Consider the following 16,176-nt stretch of genomic DNA (forward strand, 5'->3'; position numbering starts at 1 on the left):
CCGGCTTCCGCCTCAGGACCGAGACAGGCGCTCCCGCCCGTGCGGCAAGGTGAAATCCTGCAGCGGCCCGGCCGGCACGATGCCGGTCGGATTGATGCTGCGGTGGCTCTCGTAATAATGCCGCTTGATATGCTCGAAGTTCACGGTGTCAGCGATGCCGGGCCATTGGTAGAGATCGCGCGTGTAGGCCGAAAGATGCGGATAATCGGCGATGCGGCGGAGGTTGCATTTGAAGTGGCCGACATAGACTGCGTCGAAGCGGATCAGGGTCGTGAACAGCCTGATGTCCGCCTCCGTCAATCGGTCGCCGAGCAGGAAGCGCCGGGTCGAGAGCCTGTCCTCCAGCCAGTCGAGCGTGGCGAACAAGGGAGCGATCGCTTCGTCGTAAGCGCCTTGCGTGGTCGCGAAGCCGCATTTGTAGACGCCGTTATTGAGCGTGTCGTAGATTCGCGCGTTGATCGCATCGATCTCGCCGCGCAGGGCCTGCGGGTAGTAGTCGCCCGGCGTGGCCCCGAGGCCGTCGAACGCCGAGTTCAGCATCCGGATGATCTCGGCGGATTCGTTGTTGACGATGGTGCGCCTCTGCTTGTCCCAGAGCACGGGCACCGTGACCCGGCCCGAATAATGCGGATCGGCCGCGGTGTAGACCTGATGCAGGAACTGCGCGTGGTTGATGCTGTCCTGCACGACGCCGGGGCCGTCGGCAAAGGTCCAGCCCTGCTCCGCCATCAGCCAGTTGACCACCGAGACCGAGATCAGCTCGTTGAGCCCCTTCAAGGCGCGCATGATCAGGGTGCGGTGCGCCCACGGACACGCCAGGCTGACATAGAGGTGATAGCGTCCGGCTTCCGCCTTGAAACCGCCTGCGCCGGTTGGGCCGGCGCTGCCGTCCGCGGTGATGAAGTTGCGGAAGATCGAGTCCTTGCGCACGAAACGGCCGCCGGTCGCCCCGGTGTCGTACCAGACATCGTGCCATTGGCCGTCGACGAGCAATCCCATATTCATTCTCCACTGAGCCGCGGCTCACGCTTGGTTACGCCTGGGCGAGCCGCGCCCTGGCCCGCGTCACGGCGTTGATGAAGCCCTCGCGCGCGTCGGAATGGCCCTGCCCACGCGGCTCCAGCACATGGCGCAACAGGAACAGGCCGGTCAGACGGAAACCGTCGCGCAGGTCCTGATCGGTCCAGTCATGCGTCTCCTCGTGCTCGCGCAGGAATGGCGGCAATGGCAGCAGCCGGTCGCGCCAGGGCTCGCCCGCCGCGCGCGACACCGCCCCACCCGACTTCGGCGAGACGTAGATCAGTTCCGTGGTCTCGCCCGTGGCGGCGCAGGTCTCGAGATCGAGACCGAAGCCAAGCTCGGCCAGGATCGCAAGCTCGAACCGGACGATATGGGCCGCAGCGCCGCCGGCATCCTCGAAATCATCCAGGGTGTGCTCGAGCCTGAGATAAATGTCCTGGTGCGGATCGCGCTCGGGCAACAGCCGCGCCAGCGCGGCCAGATGGGTGACGCCGTAGGCACCGTGCGAGGCCGACATCAGGCCGGCGGCGCGCAAGATCAGCCCGTCGATCGCGTACATGCCGAGATGCTCATCGAGCCGGGCCCGCCAGACCGCGCGCACGCTGTTGCCGGGCTGCAGCACGGGGCGCATGCGAGCGCCGCTCGCGCCGCGCACCAGCCCGAGATGGCGGCCGTGCTCGCGCGTCAACAGCTCGACCACGGCGGCGGATTCGCCGTGCCGACGCACGCCCAGCACGATGCCATCATCGGTCCATTCCATCGGGCTCGTCGTCTCCACACACCTTGCGCGTCGCAACTACGAGGATCCACGTACAATCGGCGAGCTTCGTAGGGTGGGCAAAGGCGCGCTCACGACGGCTCCTCCGCCTTGGTCTACGCCGACGCGCCGTGCCCACCGTGAGGGTAGCATGGCGGAAGATGGTGGGCACGCTTCGCTTTGCCCACCCTACCCTCAATCACTCCAGCGCCGTCTCACGCATTGAACCAGCCGCGGGCATCGCCGGTGAAGGAGTAATAGAGCCCGACCGTGGTCAGCGCGCAGGAGATGATCTCGAGGCCGGCATCCAGCGTCATGCCCTTCTCGCCGATGAAGATCACCAGCGAATAGGCCGACAGCAGCAGCGCCGCCAGCAGCACCCAGCGCGGCCAGTTCTTACGCTGCTGCGCCGCCAGATAAACAAAATAGACCATGAGCAGGATGACGGCGCCGTTGAAGATGCTCTGCGCCATGATCATGCCATCGGTGATCTCGGTCGTCGGTGTCCGGTCCTGCACCGCCACCGACAACGCATCCAGCATCAGCGAGATGTACAACAGGATCTCAAACCAGAGCACGTTCCGGGGCAGGTTCATCGTCATTCCTTGGGGAAGTCGAGCCCCATCTCGCGGTAGCGGTCGGGATCGTCGCCCCAATTCTCGCGCACCTTGACGAACAGGAACAGATGCACCGGCACGCCGGTGATGTCGGCGATCTCCTCGCGCGCCTTCGCCCCGATCGACTTGATGGTGGCGCCGCCCTTGCCCAGCACGATCTTGCGCTGACTTTCCCGCTCCACGAAGATCGTCTGCTCGATCCGGATCGAGCCGTCCTTGCGCTCGGTCCAGCTATCGGTCTCGACGGTCGACTGATAGGGCAGCTCCTGATGCAGATGGCTGTAGATCTTCTCGCGCGTGATCTCGGCGGCGAGGTGGCGCATCGGCGCGTCCGACATCTGGTCTTCGGGATAGTGGAATGGCCCGGGCGGCACCATTGCGGCGAGCGTCTGCCGGAGGTCGTCGACGCCATCGCCGGACAGCGCCGAGATCATGAAGGTGCGCGCGAAAGCCAGCCGCTCGTTGGCCGCGGCCGCGAGCGCCAGCAGCTTCTCCCGCGGCACCAGATCGACCTTGTTGAGGACCAGGATCTTCTGATGCGCGACGCCTTCGGCCTTGGCCAGGATCGCCTCGGCCTCGTCGTCGAGGCCCTTCTTGGCGTCGAGCAGCACACAGACGAGATCGGCGTCATGGGCGCCGCTCCAGGCGGTCGTCACCATCGCGCGGTCGAGGCGCCGCTTGGGCGCGAAGATGCCGGGCGTATCGACCAGGATGATCTGCGAACGGCCTTCGATGACGATGCCGCGGATCAGCGCCCGCGTGGTCTGCACCTTGCGCGAGACGATCGTGACCTTGGAGCCGACCAGCGCATTGACCAGGGTCGACTTGCCGACATTGGGAGCGCCGATCAGCGCGACGAAGCCGCAGCGGGTGTCGGCCGGCGGGGCGCCTTCCACCTTCGGATCATCCATCATTGCTGCCGCCGCTGACGCCTTCGCGCGCAATCATCACGGACGCCGCAACCTTCTCGGCGGCGCGCTTCGAGCCGCCGACGCCCTCGGCCGACTCCAGGCCCGGCAGGTCGACGGCGACGCGGAACTGCGGATCGTGATGCGGGCCGGTGCGCTCGACCTCGCGATAGACCGGTGTCGGCAGCCCCTTGCCCTGCGCCCATTCCTGCAGGACGGTCTTGGGATCGCGCAAAGGCCGCCGCGGCTTGTGCATCCGCTCGGTCCAGTTGCGCTCGACGAAAGCCGACGCTGCCGCATAGCCGCCGTCGAGGAAGATCGCGCCGATCACGGCTTCGCAGACGTCGCCCAGCACGGATTTGCGCAAGCGCGCACTGGCGCCGGCGCCGACCGCGCCGAGCTTGATGTCATCGAGCAGGCCGAGCGACTTCGCGACGTCGGCGCAGCTCTCCTTGCGCACGAGATCGGCGAGCCGCTTCGACAGCTCGCCCTCGTCCGCGTTCGGAAAGGCGCGATACAGCATGTCCGACACGATCAGGCCGAGCACGTGATCGCCGAGGAATTCGAGCCGTTGATAGCTGTCGCCGCGCTTCTTGGAGGATTTCAGTGCGGAGACGTGGGTAAAGGCGGTCGCCAGCAGCGAGGCATCCTTGAACTGATGACCGATGCGCGCCTCGATCGCGGCGGCGGCCGCTTTCTCGGTCGCCTTTGCGCCCTTGGTGCCGGCGCGGCTGCGCTTTGCCTTCGGCGCCTCGCGCGCCGTCATGCCCGCAGGACCGGGATCGGACTCGAGGCTTGGCGCTGCGGCCGCTTGTGTTGTCTGGATGTCGGCTTTGTCGTCAATCATCGTACGATTTTGAACAGGCGATTCCAACGCACCGCCAGCGGCCAGCGCCAAAACGCCCAGGCATGTTCGCCTTCAGCAACGGAGAAAAAGATCATCTGGGCGCGACCGACGATGTTCTCGTACGGCACGTAGCCCACCGCCGAGAGCACGCGGCTGTCGGTCGAATTGTCGCGGTTGTCGCCCATCATGAAGAAATGGCCGGGCGGCACGGTATAGACCGCAGTATTGTCGTAAAAACCATTGTCGACGCAATCCAGCGTTTCGTAGCTGACGCCGTTCGGCAAAGTCTCCTTCCAGCGCTTGACCCGCGCCGTCGCGTCGGAGCCGCAGGGATCCTCGCCGATGAAGTCGCTGAGCCGCTCGCGCTGCACCGGCCTGTCGTTGATGTAGAGCAGCCCGTCGCGCATCTGGATGTGGTCGCCGGGCAGCCCGATCACGCGTTTGATGTAGTCGGTGGTGTCGTCCTTCGGCAGCCGAAACACGACAATGTCACCGCGACTGGGCTCGGAGCCGAAGATGCGGCCCGAGAACAGCGGCGGCGACAGCGGAATCGAATAGTGGCTGTAGCCATAGGAATATTTCGAGACGAACAGGTAGTCGCCCACCAGCAACGTCGCCTTCATCGATCCCGAGGGGATGTTGAACGGCTGAAACAGGAAGGTTCTGATGACCAGCGCGATCAGCAGCGCATGAACAACGACGCGAACGGTTTCGCCGAGGCCGCTCTCAGTCTTGGTGCCGGATGTCACGCTCATCGCTCTTTCATTGTCCCTCTGACGAATCGCTTCGTGATTCGCCCGCGCCGCGGCAGAACACCCCGCCGCGAACAGCTGATCGGTTCGCGGCTTTGAGGATTCTGTCCTGATTCTGGTGATTAAGGCCAATTCCGGCCGGAACCTGAATTCGCCCTTGGCTAAGCCTCAAACCTACCCGCTCGATCTGCGCTGGTTTTAGACGTTTGTTCTCGCGCGCGCAATCAATCGCCCGATCAAAACCAACTAAGCCACTGGTAGATATGACATTTTAGTTTTTTGATGAATTTTACCGGAGATTGAGCCGAGCGTGTCAGGATGTGTCGGGACGGTCGGCCGAAATTATGACGAAGGCCTGGGCGAGCGGCCAATCATCGGTGATGGACAGGTCGATTCGCGCCTCATAGCCCTGCGGCGTCAGCGCCTCCAGCCGGGCCAGCGCCCCGCCGGTCAGCTGCATCGTCGGCCGGCCGCCGGGCAGATTGACCACCCCCATATCGCGCCACCAGACCCCACGCCGGATTCCGGTGCCGAGCGCTTTGGAACAAGCCTCCTTGGCCGCGAAGCGCTTGGCGTAGGTTGCAACCACCATTTTTTCGTTCTTGGCGCGCCGCTCGGCCTTGGCGCGCTCGGCTTCGGTGAAGACGCGGTCCAGGAACCGCTCACCATGGCGCTCGATGACCTTGGCGACACGCCTGATATCGATCAGGTCGGAACCGATGCCGATGATCATTGGCTTGCCCCGTTACAGGCCGCGGCCGCGGTCCATGGCCGCCCGCATCGCCCTGACGGTGTCGCCGAGGCCGACGAACAGCGCTTCGCCGATCATGAAGTAGCCGATATTCAGCTCGACGATCTCCGGCAGCGAGGCGATCTTTTCCGCCGTATCGTAATCCAGGCCATGGCCGCCATGGACTTCGAGCCCGGCCGAATAGGCCAAGGCGGCGCCCTTCACGATTCGCTGCCATTCGGCCTCGGCCTTCTCCCGGTTGCCTTCCGCCACCGCATCGCACCAGGTCCCGGTATGGATCTCGATCACCGGTGCGCGCAGTTTCGCCGCCGTCTCGATCTGCTTGGGATCGGCGGCAATGAACAGCGAGACCCGGATGCCGGCGTCGTTCAGGCGGGCGATGGCCGGCGCCAGGGCGTCGTGCTGGCCAACCACGTCGAGGCCCCCCTCAGTGGTCAGCTCCTGGCGCCGCTCCGGCACCAGGCAGCAGGCATGCGGCCGGGTGGCAAGCGCGATTCGCAGCATCTCGTCCGTCGCAGCCATCTCGAAATTGAGCGGCTTGTCGATCTCGGCTTTCAGCCGCGCCATGTCCTCGTCGCGGATGTGCCGGCGATCCTCCCGCAGATGCGCGGTGATGCCGTCCGCACCTGCCTCGATCGCCAGTTTGGCGGCACGCACCGGGTCCGGATTGCTGCCGCCCCTGGCGTTGCGCAAGGTGGCGACGTGGTCGACATTGACGCCGAGACGCAGCTTCGGGGCTTTGGACATGGCGGACTCGCAAGACTTCGAAAGACAACGGCCGAGGCAGCTCTAACCCATCGCGGCGCAGAACGCTGCGCCAAAACCCACAGATCAGCCATTCACCCGGTCGACCCTGGCCACGATGGTCTTGGCGCGCAACTGGTTGATGATGGCGGACAGATGCTTGAGGTCGTAGACCTCGAGATCGATCGTGAGCTCGGTGAAGTCGGGCGAGCGACGGCTCATGCTGATGTTGTCGATGTTGCCGTCGTGCTCGGCGATCACGGTCGCGACCTGGGCGAGGCTGCCGGGTTCGTTGACATTCTCGACCCGGATCCGCGCCGGGAAGCGCCGCGGCGAGGTTTCATCCACGTCCCAGCGCACATCCAGCCAACGCTCCGGCTCTTCCTCGAAATCCTTCAGCGCGGGCGACTGGATCGGGTAGATGGTGATGCCCTCGCCCGGGGTCACGATGCCGACGATTCGGTCGCCGGGCACCGCGCCGCCATTGGGCGCGAACTTGACCGGCAGGCCGGAATTGATGCCGCGAATCGGAATTGCCGAAGGCGCGCGCGCCGGCTCGGCCGCCGGCTTGCCAGTTGGGCCTTTCTTGGCGCCGTAGCGCACCACGCGCTCTTCCTTGTAGTCCGGATACATCGCGCGGGCGACATCGGAGGCCTTGATCTCGCCGCGTCCGACCGCCGCCATCACCTCCTCGATCGAGGCGCGCGCCAGCCGCGGCAGCGCGCCCTTGAGCTTGTCGTCGGCATATTCGAGCTTGGCTCGCTCGAACAGGCGGTCGACGATGCGCCGGCCGAGCCCGGCATATTGGTCGCGCATCGCGGTCCGGGTGGCGCGGCGAATCGCTGCACGGGCCTTGCCGGTGATCGCGAGCGATTCCCAGGCCGACGGCGGCGCCGATTGCGCCTCCGAGGTCAGCACCTCGACCTCGTCGCCGTTCTGCAACTCGGACGAGAGCGGCGCGAACTTGCCGTTGATCTTGCAGCCGACCGCGCTGTTGCCGACATCGGTATGCACGGCATAAGCGAAATCGATCACGTTGGCGTGGCGCGGCAGCGCGATCAGCTTGCCCTTCGGGGTGAAGCAGAACACCTGGTCGTGAAACAGCTCGAGCTTGGTGTGCTCGAGGAACTCCTCCGGATTGGCGCTCTCCGACAAGATACCGATGGTATGGCGCAGCGATGCAAATGCGTTTGATTCGCGCTTCAGGAGTTCGGTCGGCGAACCGATGCCGTCTTTGTAGAAGGCATGTGCGGCGATGCCCAGTTCGGCGATCTGGTCCATCTCCTCGGTGCGAATCTGCAGCTCGACGCGCTGCTTGCCGGGACCGATCACCGTGGTGTGGATGGAGCGGTAATCGTTCTGCTTCGGAGTCGAAATGTAGTCCTTGAAGCGCCCCGGCACGACCGGCCAGGTCGTATGCACGATACCCAGCGCACGATAGCAGGATGCGAGATCGGGCATGACGACGCGGAAGCCGAAAATGTCGGACAGCTGCTCGAAGCCGACCGACTTGCGCTCCATCTTGGTCCAGATCGAGAATGGCTTCTTGCGGCGGCCGATGACCCGCGCCGTCAGCCCGTTCTCGCGGAATTTCTTGGCAAGCTGAGCCTCGATCTCGCCGATCAGGTTGCGGTTGCGGTCGGCCAGCGCGTCCAGCCGTTGCATCACGACATTGTAGGCATCGGGATCGAGGGTGCGGAAGGACAGGTTCTCCAGCTCCTCGCGCATCTCCTGCATACCCATGCGGCCGGCGAGCGGCGCGTAGATGTCGAGCGTTTCCTCGGCGATTCGCCGCCGCGAGGCCTCCGGCACGAATTCCAGGGTGCGCATGTTATGCAACCTGTCAGCGAGTTTTACCAGAAGCACACGCACGTCGTCGGCGATCGCCAGGAGCAGCTTGCGCAGGTTCTCCGCCTGCTTGGCCTCCCGCGAGACCAATTCCAGGCGCTTGAGCTTGGTGAGCCCCTCCACCAGCGCGCCGATCTTGGGGCCGAACAAATGATCGATCTCGGCGCGGGTCGCCTCGGTATCCTCGATGGTGTCGTGCAGCAGCGCAGCGACGATCGTCGCATCGTCGAGCTTGAGGTCGGTCAGGATCGCCGCCACTTCGAGCGGATGGGTGAAATACGGATCGCCGGAGGCGCGGGTCTGCGAGCCGTGCGCCTTCATCGCGTAGACATAGGCGCGGTTCAGCAGATCTTCGTCGGTATCGGGGTTATACGACCTGACACGCTCGACAAGGTCATATTGCCGCATCATCCGGGAGCGCGGCTTGTGCGATTTCGGTGCGGCGGCCACGGTCGCCAGCGTGGCCGAATCGGCCGCCGCCTGCATCTGTGGTGGACTCGGGCGCGAAGCCGCCATGGGAGAAACCTTCGACCACGTCGTGGATTGGGAGCTGGGCGGGCGAGCCATCTCGGCGCCCTCGCCACAACATATGGTAACCACGAAAGCACGATCAAATGCAAAGGCCGCAAATGTTAAGGCCCGGACATGGTCCGGGCCTTAACATTCCGAAAAGGTGGTTTACGCATCTGCAGCGTCGCGTGATCTCCGCCCGCGATCGCCTGCCGCGCGGATTTTATTCGTCCTCTTCGGGCTGCTGCTCCGGCGGAGCCAGCCCCTCGAGACCCTTGAGAAGCTCTTCCTCGGTCATCCGCTCGACCGCCACCTCGGTGTCGTCGGCATCGACGCTGGCGCCCGCCGAACCGATCAGCGGCACGGTGTCCGGCTCCGGCTCGTCGACCTCGACGAACTTCTGCAGCGAGTGGACCAGCTCTTCTTTCAAATCCTCGGGGGAAATCGTCGTATCCGCAATCTCCCGGAGTGCGACAACAGGATTCTTGTCATTATCCCGGTCAATCGTAAGCTGTGACCCCGACGAAATCATACGGGCGCGATGCGCCGCGAGCAGGACGAGGTCGAATCGATTGTCCACCTTGTCGATGCAATCTTCCACAGTGACGCGCGCCATCGATTGTCGCTCCGGTCTTTTGTGTGCTTAATGGGCTGATTATCTAGGGCTAGTTATAGAGACTGACCGGTTTCCGCAAGGCCGATCTGGCGTCCAGTCTCCGTATCGAGCTAAAAGTACCGGATTCCGGACCCCTGCCGGGCCTCCGGATCGCTGGAATGCAGCTTTTGGCCAACAAAACGCTTCATTGCCTCGTCAGAAGTGCGGCTTTGTTGCCCTGACTACTCCTATTGCGGGAGCGTCACTACCGGACGAGTCCGCTCGAGCATCGGCAATGCCTTGGAGTAGTGCCTTGGATATGGAATGCGCGGCCTTTCGAGAGCGGCGCCAAGAACAGAAATCTAACTGAACGCGAGAAACTGAATGTCATCTTCGACCAACAAGATTGCGCTCTTCATTGACGGCGCCAACCTTTATGCAACCGCCAAGACGCTCGGTTTCGATATCGACTATAAACGCCTGCTCAAGGAGTTTCAGAGCCGCGGCACGCTGCTGCGCGCCTTCTACTATACCGCCATCATCGAAGATCAGGAGTACTCGTCGATTCGCCCGCTGATCGATTGGCTCGACTACAACGGCTACACCGTCGTCACCAAGGCGACGAAGGAGTTCATCGACGCAAGCGGCCGGCGCAAGGTGAAGGGCAACATGGATATCGAGCTTGCCGTCGATGCCATGGAACTCGCCGAGCACATCGACCAGATGGTGCTGTTTTCCGGCGACGGCGACTTCCGTTCGCTGGTCGAAGCGATGCAGCGCCGCGGCGTTCGGGTCACCGTGATCTCGACCATCTCCAGCCAGCCGCCGATGATCGCCGACGAACTACGCCGTCAGGCCGACGTCTTCACCGATCTCGTCGAATTGCAATCCAAACTCGGCCGCGACCCCTCCGAGCGCCCCGCTCCGCGCGAGCCTCGCCACCATGCCCCGCAATTCCTGCAGCGGACGAGCCCCGTGGCGCCGCGTAACACGAGCGATGACGATTTCGAGGATTAAGGGCGCGCCCGCAAGCCGCGCCGAGGCCGCGCCAGGCGCCCTCCCCCCGAGCAATCCCGACCACGACTGCCCACTCTGCCCGCGCCTTGCGGAATTCCGCAACGCCCAGCGCGCACGAGAGCCGTCCTGGTTCAACGCGCCGGTGCCGTCGTTCGGCGATGCCGACGCGCGGCTCCTGATCGTCGGTCTCGCGCCGGGATTGCAAGGGGCCAACCGCACCGGCCGCCCCTTCACCGGGGATTATGCCGGCGATCTGCTGTACGGCACCCTGCTGCAGTACGGTTTCGCCCGGGGCCACTATCAGGCGCGGCCCGATGACGGATTGACGTTGATCGACTGCCGAATCAGCAATGCCGTGCGCTGCGTGCCGCCGCAGAACAAGCCGCTGCCGGCCGAAATCAATCAGTGCCGGACCTTTCTCAACGCGACGATTGCGACGATGCCGCGCCTGCGCGGTATCGTCGCGCTTGGTCGCATCGCGCATGATACGCTGTTAAAGACACTCGGCATGCGAGCCGCGGCGGCCCCGTTCGCGCACGGCGCGGTGCATCAGGCCGGTTCCCTCAAGCTCTACGACAGCTATCACTGCTCGCGTTACAACACGAACACCGGCGTGCTCACGACCGAGATGTTTCACGCCGTGTTCGGACGGGTGCGGGCCGATCTGGGCTGATGCACACTGCAGGCGCGCAGGGGGCGCGACGCTGGAGTAAGAATTCCGAACCGGTAGGTTAGACCGGGTTGCCCTTGAGCCAGTCCAGCACATCGGCTGCATTCCGGTCCGGCGGAAAGACCGGATAGAACACGTGGGTGATGCGCGCATCATCCACGATCAAGGCCAGCCGCTTGATCATGGTGAGCCCCGCGATCTCCATCGTCGGCAAGTGCAGCGCCTCGGTCAATTCGAGCTTCTCGTCCGACAGCACCGGAAACGGCAGGTGCAGGCGCGAAGCCATCTCGGTTTGGTAGGCGTTGCTTTGGGTCGAAAGGCCAAATACGGAAGCGGCACCCGCGGCCTTGAGCTCGCCGAACAGATCGCGGAACGCGCAGGCGTGCGGCGTGCAGCCGCGCGCCCCCGGGATCATGTCCCAATCCTCGACCAGCGACACCTTGCCGGGCTCACCGGTGCGCGGATAGGCGAAGATGACGACGCGCCCCGGCAGTTCCGACAGCGTGACCAGGGTGTCGTCGGTCGCGCGCAGGCTGACCGGGGGAATCTGCATTCCCTCAAGGTGGTCAGCGGCCCCATCATCGGTCGGCGCCGGAATCTTGCTCCAGTCGACTTCGAGCAGGTTCTTCTGATTCATAGGACTCCGTCCTGCCGATCGCTTACCCGCGGGCACGCAAGAGACGGCCCTTCTCGCGGCCCCAATCGCGCTTCTTCTCGCTCTCGCGCTTGTCATGCAGCTTCTTGCCCTTGGCCACCGCCAGCAAGAGCTTGGCGCGCCCGCGCTCGTTGAAATAGAGCTTCAGCGGGATCAGCGTCATGCCCTCGCGGTCGACCGCGCCCAGCAGCTTGTTGATCTGCTTGCGATGCAGCAGGAGCTTGCGCGGCCGCTTCGGCTCGTGATTGAAGCGGTTGGCCTGCAGATATTCGGGAATATTGGCATTGATCAGCCAGATCTCGCCGTCACGGCTATCGGCATAGGACTCCGCAATGGTCGACTTCCCGCTGCGGATCGACTTCACCTCGGTGCCGGTCAGCGCAAGCCCCGCTTCGACGGTGTCCTCGATCGCATAATTGAACCGCGCCTTGCGGTTCTCGGCGACGACCTTGATGGCGCGTTCGTTCTTCTCTGCCACGTCAGGCCTTCTTCAGGAGGTCGCGAATTTCGGTCAGCAGCTCGACCTCGCGCGACTGTTTCGGCGCAGCTGCCGGCTGGGTCTCCTGCAGCCGCTTCAACTGATTTATGAAGCGGATCACGATGAACAGCACGAAGGCGATGATGATGAAGTTCAAAGTAAGGGTGATAAAATTGCCGTAAGCCAGCACCGCGCCTTGCTTCTTCGCATCGGCAAGATTGGTGGCGCTGACCGATTTGGAGAGCGGGATGAAGTAGTTCGAGAAGTCGAGACCGCCGGTGACGGCACCGATGATCGGCATGATGACGTCGCCCACCAGCGAACTGACGATGCCCCCGAAGGCCGCGCCGATGATGACGCCGACCGCGAGGTCGACGACATTGCCCTTCATCGCGAAGTCACGGAACTCCTTCAACATGCCGATTCCCCTCGATTTGGCGCCACGCGACGCCACCAACGACCGAGCTCAGTTGATCAGGCCCGCATGCACCATCGCCTCGCGCACCGCGCGGCGGGTCGGCTCGGAGACCGGCACCATGGGGAGCCGCAACTTCTCCTCGATCTTGCCGAGCAGCGACAGCGCATATTTGATCGGCGCCGGGTTGGACTCAATGAAAAGGTTGGTGTGCAACGGCATCAGCTTATCATGGATCTTCAGGGCGGTCGCGATGTCGCCCTTCTGCCAGGCGGCATGGAAGTCCGAGCAAAGGCGGGGGGCCACGTTGGAGGTCACCGAGATGCACCCGTGCCCGCCATGCGCCATATAGCCGAGCACGGTGGCGTCCTCGCCGGAAAGCTGGTTGAACTCCTCGCCCATCGCCGCGCGCTGCTGCGACACCCGCACCATGCTTGCCGTGGCGTCCTTCACGCCGGCGATATTCTTCAGATCAAACAGCCGCTTCATGGTGTCGACCGACATGTCGATGACCGAACGCGGCGGGATGTTGTAGATGATGATCGGAATGCCGATCGCATCGTTGATCGCCTTGAAGTGCTGATAGAGGCCTTCCTGGGTCGGCTTGTTGTAGTAGGGCGTCACCACCAGCACGGCGTCGGCGCCCGCCGTTTCCGCATGCTGGGCGAGCTCGATTGCCTCCTTGGTCGAGTTGGACCCCGCGCCGGCGATGACCGGCACCCGTCCCTTCGCCTCGGCGATGCACCATTCCACCACCTGCTTGTGCTCGTCATGGCTGAGCGTCGGGCTCTCCCCGGTGGTGCCGACCGGCACCAGGCCATGGGTGCCCTCGTCGATCTGCCAGCTCACGAGCTTGCGAAACGCGGCTTCATCGAGGGAACCGTTCTTGAACGGCGTCACCAGCGCGGTGAAAGAGCCCCGGAAATTCGTCTTGGCCGCCATAACACTCCCTCCCCAACGCTGGTTGTGGTCTTCCCACGGAAAAGGCACTCATACCGGGTCCGAGAACGCCGCGGAAGGGCCGCCACCCGCTGAGATGCCTTCTCAACAGGCACCCGCCTTTTCCCGGTCGTGATTTTGCCGTGCTCCTGGCGCAGAGTGCAATTGTGAGCGGTACATTTAGTGTTTGTTCACCTTTTCGATAGACCAAGACCAGTACCGTCGATTTGAAGGTGGTCGCGCGAGGCACAGCCCGCCCCCAGAAATGTCAGGTCGAGACGGTAGGAGTGGGGTCGAAGTCATCCGCCGCAAAGGAACGCCGTGCCCTATTTTGCCCGTGCAGCCGCATTGCGATCGACCGCCCTGGCGACCAGCCTGACGCTTCTGTTCGGCTTGGTTGCCTTCGACGGCGCGTCCGGGGCGAGCGACAAGGCCGCCCTATCCAAAGTTCCCCTGCCAAAGGCACGGCCGATCGCGCCGAGTGCAGCCCCCAAGGCCGCCGCGGCCGGTACTGGAACCAAGGGCAAGACGGAGGCAAAGGCCGAGCCCAAAACGACCACGATCACGAACCACAAGGCGGGAAAGGACGCGCTTTCAGCGTCCGCAAGCATCCCCCCGGCGCCGCGCCAGCACGCCGCCCTGCCCCCGCCGCGCAAGCCGATAACACCCGCTGCCGTGGCCGCGACGTCGTCGACCTCGCAGTCGGACCGGGACGCGCTCGAGAACGTGATCGAGCTGGTCCGCAAGCACAAGCCGGACGATGCGACCCAGGTCGAAGCGGCGATCTCCGATCCGGTCGCGCGCAAGCTCGCCGAATGGATCGTCCTGCGCAGCGACAACAACAACGCCAGCGCCGAGCGCTACCGCGCCTTCATTACGGCCAATCCGAGTTGGCCGTCGCAGACGTTCCTGCGAAGGCGGCTCGAAGCCGCACTGTGGGACGACAAGCGCGAGGACGCCGTCGTCTGGTCCTGGTTCGAGAACGAATCGCCGTTGTCCGCCAAGGGCCGGTTTACGCTGGCGCGTGTGCTGCTCAACCGCGGCGACCGAGCCAATGCGGAGCGGCTGGTGCGCGAGGCCTGGCGCAACGACGCGATGTCGGAGGAAACCGAGAACAACGTGCTCGATCAGTTCGGCGCGCTGTTGTCCGGCGGCGACCACAAGGCGCGGATGGACACGCTGCTCTATGGCAGCGAGCACGAAGCGGCGCTGCGGGCGGCGAAACGGCTCGGCACGGGCTACGTGGCCCTGGCCAAAGCGCGAATCGCAACCTACCGCAAGGCGCCGAACAGTCGCGCTCTGCTCGAGGCGGTGCCGCACGAGCTGCACGGCGATACCGGCTACCTCTTCAGCAAGATCCAGCTCCTGCGCCGCGAAGAGAAATTCGAAGACGCCGCCCAGCTGATGCTGAGCGCACCGAAGGATCCGGGCCGCCTCTATAATCTGGACGAGTGGTGGATCGAACGGCGCCTTCTGGCGCGCAAGATGATCGACGCCGGCGGGTATCGCACCGCCTATCTGATCGCACGCGATGCGGCGCTGCCCACCCGCGACATCTACAAGACCGAGCAGGAGTTCACGGCGGGCTGGATCGCGCTGCGCTTCCTCAACGATCCCGCGACCGCTGCACAGCATTTTGCCCGCATCGGCATCGGCAGCGTCAACCCGACCACGCTCGCCCGTGCCGGCTATTGGCAGGGCCGCGCCGCCGAGGCGATGGGGCGCATGCAGGAGGCGCGCGCGGCTTATGCCGCGGCGGCGGAGCAATCGACCAGCTATTACGGCCAACTCGCGCGGGCCAAGCTCGGATTGCCGCAGCTTGCGCTTAATCCTACCCCCAGCGGCCGGGGCCGCGGTATCGAGCGGCTCGAAATCGTGCGCGCCGTGCAGCTGCTCTACGACCTCGACGAGGGCGAGTTCGCCATCCCGATCTTTGCCGATCTGGGCGACAATGGTGATCCCGATGCGCTGGTGGGGCTTGGCGAGATCGCAGCACGGCAAAGCGATGCCCGCGCCATGCTCCTGGTCGGCAAGGCCGCGCTCAATCGCGGGCTGCCGTTCGATCATTACGCCTATCCGGTCAATGGCGTCCCTGCGTTTCGCTCGATCGGCCCCGAAGTTGAGCAGAGCGTGATCTTCTCGATCGCGCGCCAGGAGAGCGCATTCAATCCAGCCGTGGTGTCGCCGGCCCAGGCCTACGGGCTGATGCAGGTGACGCCGGAGGCCGGACGCTATGTCTGCAAGCGCGCCGGCGTCGGCTTCGACCTCACGCGGATGAAGACCGACCCGGTCTACAACGCACAGCTTGGCGCAGCTGAGCTGGGCGGCCTGCTGGAGGATTATCGCGGCTCCTACATCATGACCTTTGCCGCCTACAATGCCGGTCGCGGCAGCGTGAAGAAGTGGGTCGAACGCTACGGCGATCCACGCGATCCCAAGGTCGACGCGATCGACTGGGTCGAACTGATTCCGTTCTCGGAGACCCGCAACTACGTGCAGCGGGTGATGGAGAACCTGCAGGTCTACCGCGCCCGTTTCGGCGGCGGCTCAAGGCTGCAGATCGAGGCCGACCTGCATCGCGGCGCGATCGTGGAATAAAATAAGCGAATAGCGAATAGCGAATAGCGAATAGCGAATAGCGAATAGCGAATAG

17 protein-coding genes are annotated in these 16,176 nt (G+C 64.2%); 3 read left to right on the forward strand and 14 right to left on the reverse strand.

All coding sequences use genetic code 11. The annotated features are described in order from the left end of the window. Window positions 1-12: 12 nt before the first annotated feature. The 10 genes from QX034_RS33140 to rpoZ all read right to left on the reverse strand — a co-directional run bounded on the left by QX034_RS33140 (window position 13) and on the right by rpoZ (window position 9,370). A complete protein-coding gene (locus QX034_RS33140; protein WP_315729003.1) occupies window positions 13-999 on the reverse strand; it encodes a glutathione S-transferase family protein in 987 nt (328 codons plus the stop codon). A gap of 34 nt (window positions 1,000-1,033) precedes the next feature. Then, window positions 1,034-1,780: a DNA repair protein RecO gene (gene recO / locus QX034_RS33145; protein WP_315703350.1), complete on the reverse strand. Its 747-nt coding sequence runs from the start codon at window positions 1,778-1,780 to the stop codon at window positions 1,034-1,036. Between the two features lie 212 nt (window positions 1,781-1,992). Next, window positions 1,993-2,373 carry a hypothetical protein gene (locus QX034_RS33150; protein WP_315703349.1) on the reverse strand — a complete coding sequence of 127 codons (381 nt, stop codon included), beginning with the start codon at window positions 2,371-2,373 and terminating at the stop codon, window positions 1,993-1,995. A gap of 2 nt (window positions 2,374-2,375) precedes the next feature. Next, window positions 2,376-3,308 (reverse strand): GTPase Era, encoded by a 933-nt coding sequence (gene era, locus QX034_RS33155; protein WP_315729002.1) that lies wholly within the window; start codon window positions 3,306-3,308, stop codon window positions 2,376-2,378. Next, window positions 3,298-4,149 carry a ribonuclease III gene (gene rnc / locus QX034_RS33160; RefSeq protein WP_315703347.1) on the reverse strand — a complete coding sequence of 284 codons (852 nt, stop codon included), beginning with the start codon at window positions 4,147-4,149 and terminating at the stop codon, window positions 3,298-3,300. Before rnc ends, era begins: the two co-directional genes overlap by 11 nt. Beyond that, on the reverse strand, window positions 4,146-4,904 hold the full coding sequence (gene lepB / locus QX034_RS33165; protein ID WP_315703346.1) for a signal peptidase I: 759 nt from the start codon (window positions 4,902-4,904) through the stop codon (window positions 4,146-4,148). Before lepB ends, rnc begins: the two co-directional genes overlap by 4 nt. A 310-nt stretch (window positions 4,905-5,214) precedes the next feature. Further along, entirely contained in the window at window positions 5,215-5,634 is a 420-nt protein-coding gene (acpS, locus tag QX034_RS33170; protein ID WP_315729001.1) for a holo-ACP synthase, read from the reverse strand. A 12-nt stretch (window positions 5,635-5,646) separates the two neighbouring features. Then, window positions 5,647-6,399, reverse strand: a complete 753-nt coding sequence (locus tag QX034_RS33175; RefSeq protein WP_315703344.1) for a pyridoxine 5'-phosphate synthase — start codon at window positions 6,397-6,399, stop codon at window positions 5,647-5,649. Between the two features lie 84 nt (window positions 6,400-6,483). Next, window positions 6,484-8,760 carry a bifunctional (p)ppGpp synthetase/guanosine-3',5'-bis(diphosphate) 3'-pyrophosphohydrolase gene (locus QX034_RS33180; RefSeq protein WP_316196322.1) on the reverse strand — a complete coding sequence of 759 codons (2,277 nt, stop codon included), beginning with the start codon at window positions 8,758-8,760 and terminating at the stop codon, window positions 6,484-6,486. Window positions 8,761-8,977: 217 nt separating this feature from the next. Continuing rightward, window positions 8,978-9,370, reverse strand: coding sequence for a DNA-directed RNA polymerase subunit omega (rpoZ, locus tag QX034_RS33185; RefSeq protein ID WP_315703342.1), 393 nt, complete (start codon window positions 9,368-9,370; stop codon window positions 8,978-8,980). Between the two features lie 363 nt (window positions 9,371-9,733). On the opposite strand from rpoZ, the gene QX034_RS33190 reads away from it, so the two are divergent. Both QX034_RS33190 and QX034_RS33195 read left to right on the forward strand, forming a co-directional pair. Further along, window positions 9,734-10,366, forward strand: coding sequence for an NYN domain-containing protein (locus QX034_RS33190; RefSeq protein WP_315703341.1), 633 nt, complete (start codon window positions 9,734-9,736; stop codon window positions 10,364-10,366). Further along, window positions 10,347-11,039, forward strand: a complete 693-nt coding sequence (locus QX034_RS33195) for a uracil-DNA glycosylase (protein WP_315769135.1) — start codon at window positions 10,347-10,349, stop codon at window positions 11,037-11,039. The genes QX034_RS33190 and QX034_RS33195 overlap by 20 nt, the downstream gene beginning before the upstream one ends. Window positions 11,040-11,097: 58 nt before the next feature. Here the strand turns inward: QX034_RS33195 and QX034_RS33200 are convergent, their stop codons facing one another. The 4 genes from QX034_RS33200 to dapA are packed head-to-tail and all read right to left on the reverse strand — an operon-like array spanning window position 11,098 to window position 13,526. After that, window positions 11,098-11,673, reverse strand: coding sequence for a peroxiredoxin (locus tag QX034_RS33200; protein WP_315703339.1), 576 nt, complete (start codon window positions 11,671-11,673; stop codon window positions 11,098-11,100). A gap of 22 nt (window positions 11,674-11,695) precedes the next feature. Continuing rightward, window positions 11,696-12,169, reverse strand: a complete 474-nt coding sequence (gene smpB, locus QX034_RS33205) for an SsrA-binding protein SmpB (protein WP_315703338.1) — start codon at window positions 12,167-12,169, stop codon at window positions 11,696-11,698. A gap of 1 nt (window position 12,170) precedes the next feature. Then, window positions 12,171-12,587 (reverse strand): large conductance mechanosensitive channel protein MscL, encoded by a 417-nt coding sequence (gene mscL / locus QX034_RS33210; RefSeq protein WP_315703337.1) that lies wholly within the window; start codon window positions 12,585-12,587, stop codon window positions 12,171-12,173. Between the two features lie 48 nt (window positions 12,588-12,635). Further along, on the reverse strand, window positions 12,636-13,526 hold the full coding sequence (gene dapA / locus QX034_RS33215; protein WP_315703336.1) for a 4-hydroxy-tetrahydrodipicolinate synthase: 891 nt from the start codon (window positions 13,524-13,526) through the stop codon (window positions 12,636-12,638). A 318-nt stretch (window positions 13,527-13,844) separates the two neighbouring features. Here dapA and QX034_RS33220 point away from each other — a divergent pair, with 318 nt between their 5' ends. Continuing rightward, a complete protein-coding gene (locus QX034_RS33220) occupies window positions 13,845-16,121 on the forward strand; it encodes a lytic transglycosylase domain-containing protein (protein WP_316196323.1) in 2,277 nt (758 codons plus the stop codon). Window positions 16,122-16,176 lie beyond the last annotated feature (55 nt).

It is taken from the genome of Bradyrhizobium sp. SZCCHNR3119 (assembly GCF_032487775.1).
Taxonomy (GTDB): domain Bacteria; phylum Pseudomonadota; class Alphaproteobacteria; order Rhizobiales; family Xanthobacteraceae; genus Bradyrhizobium.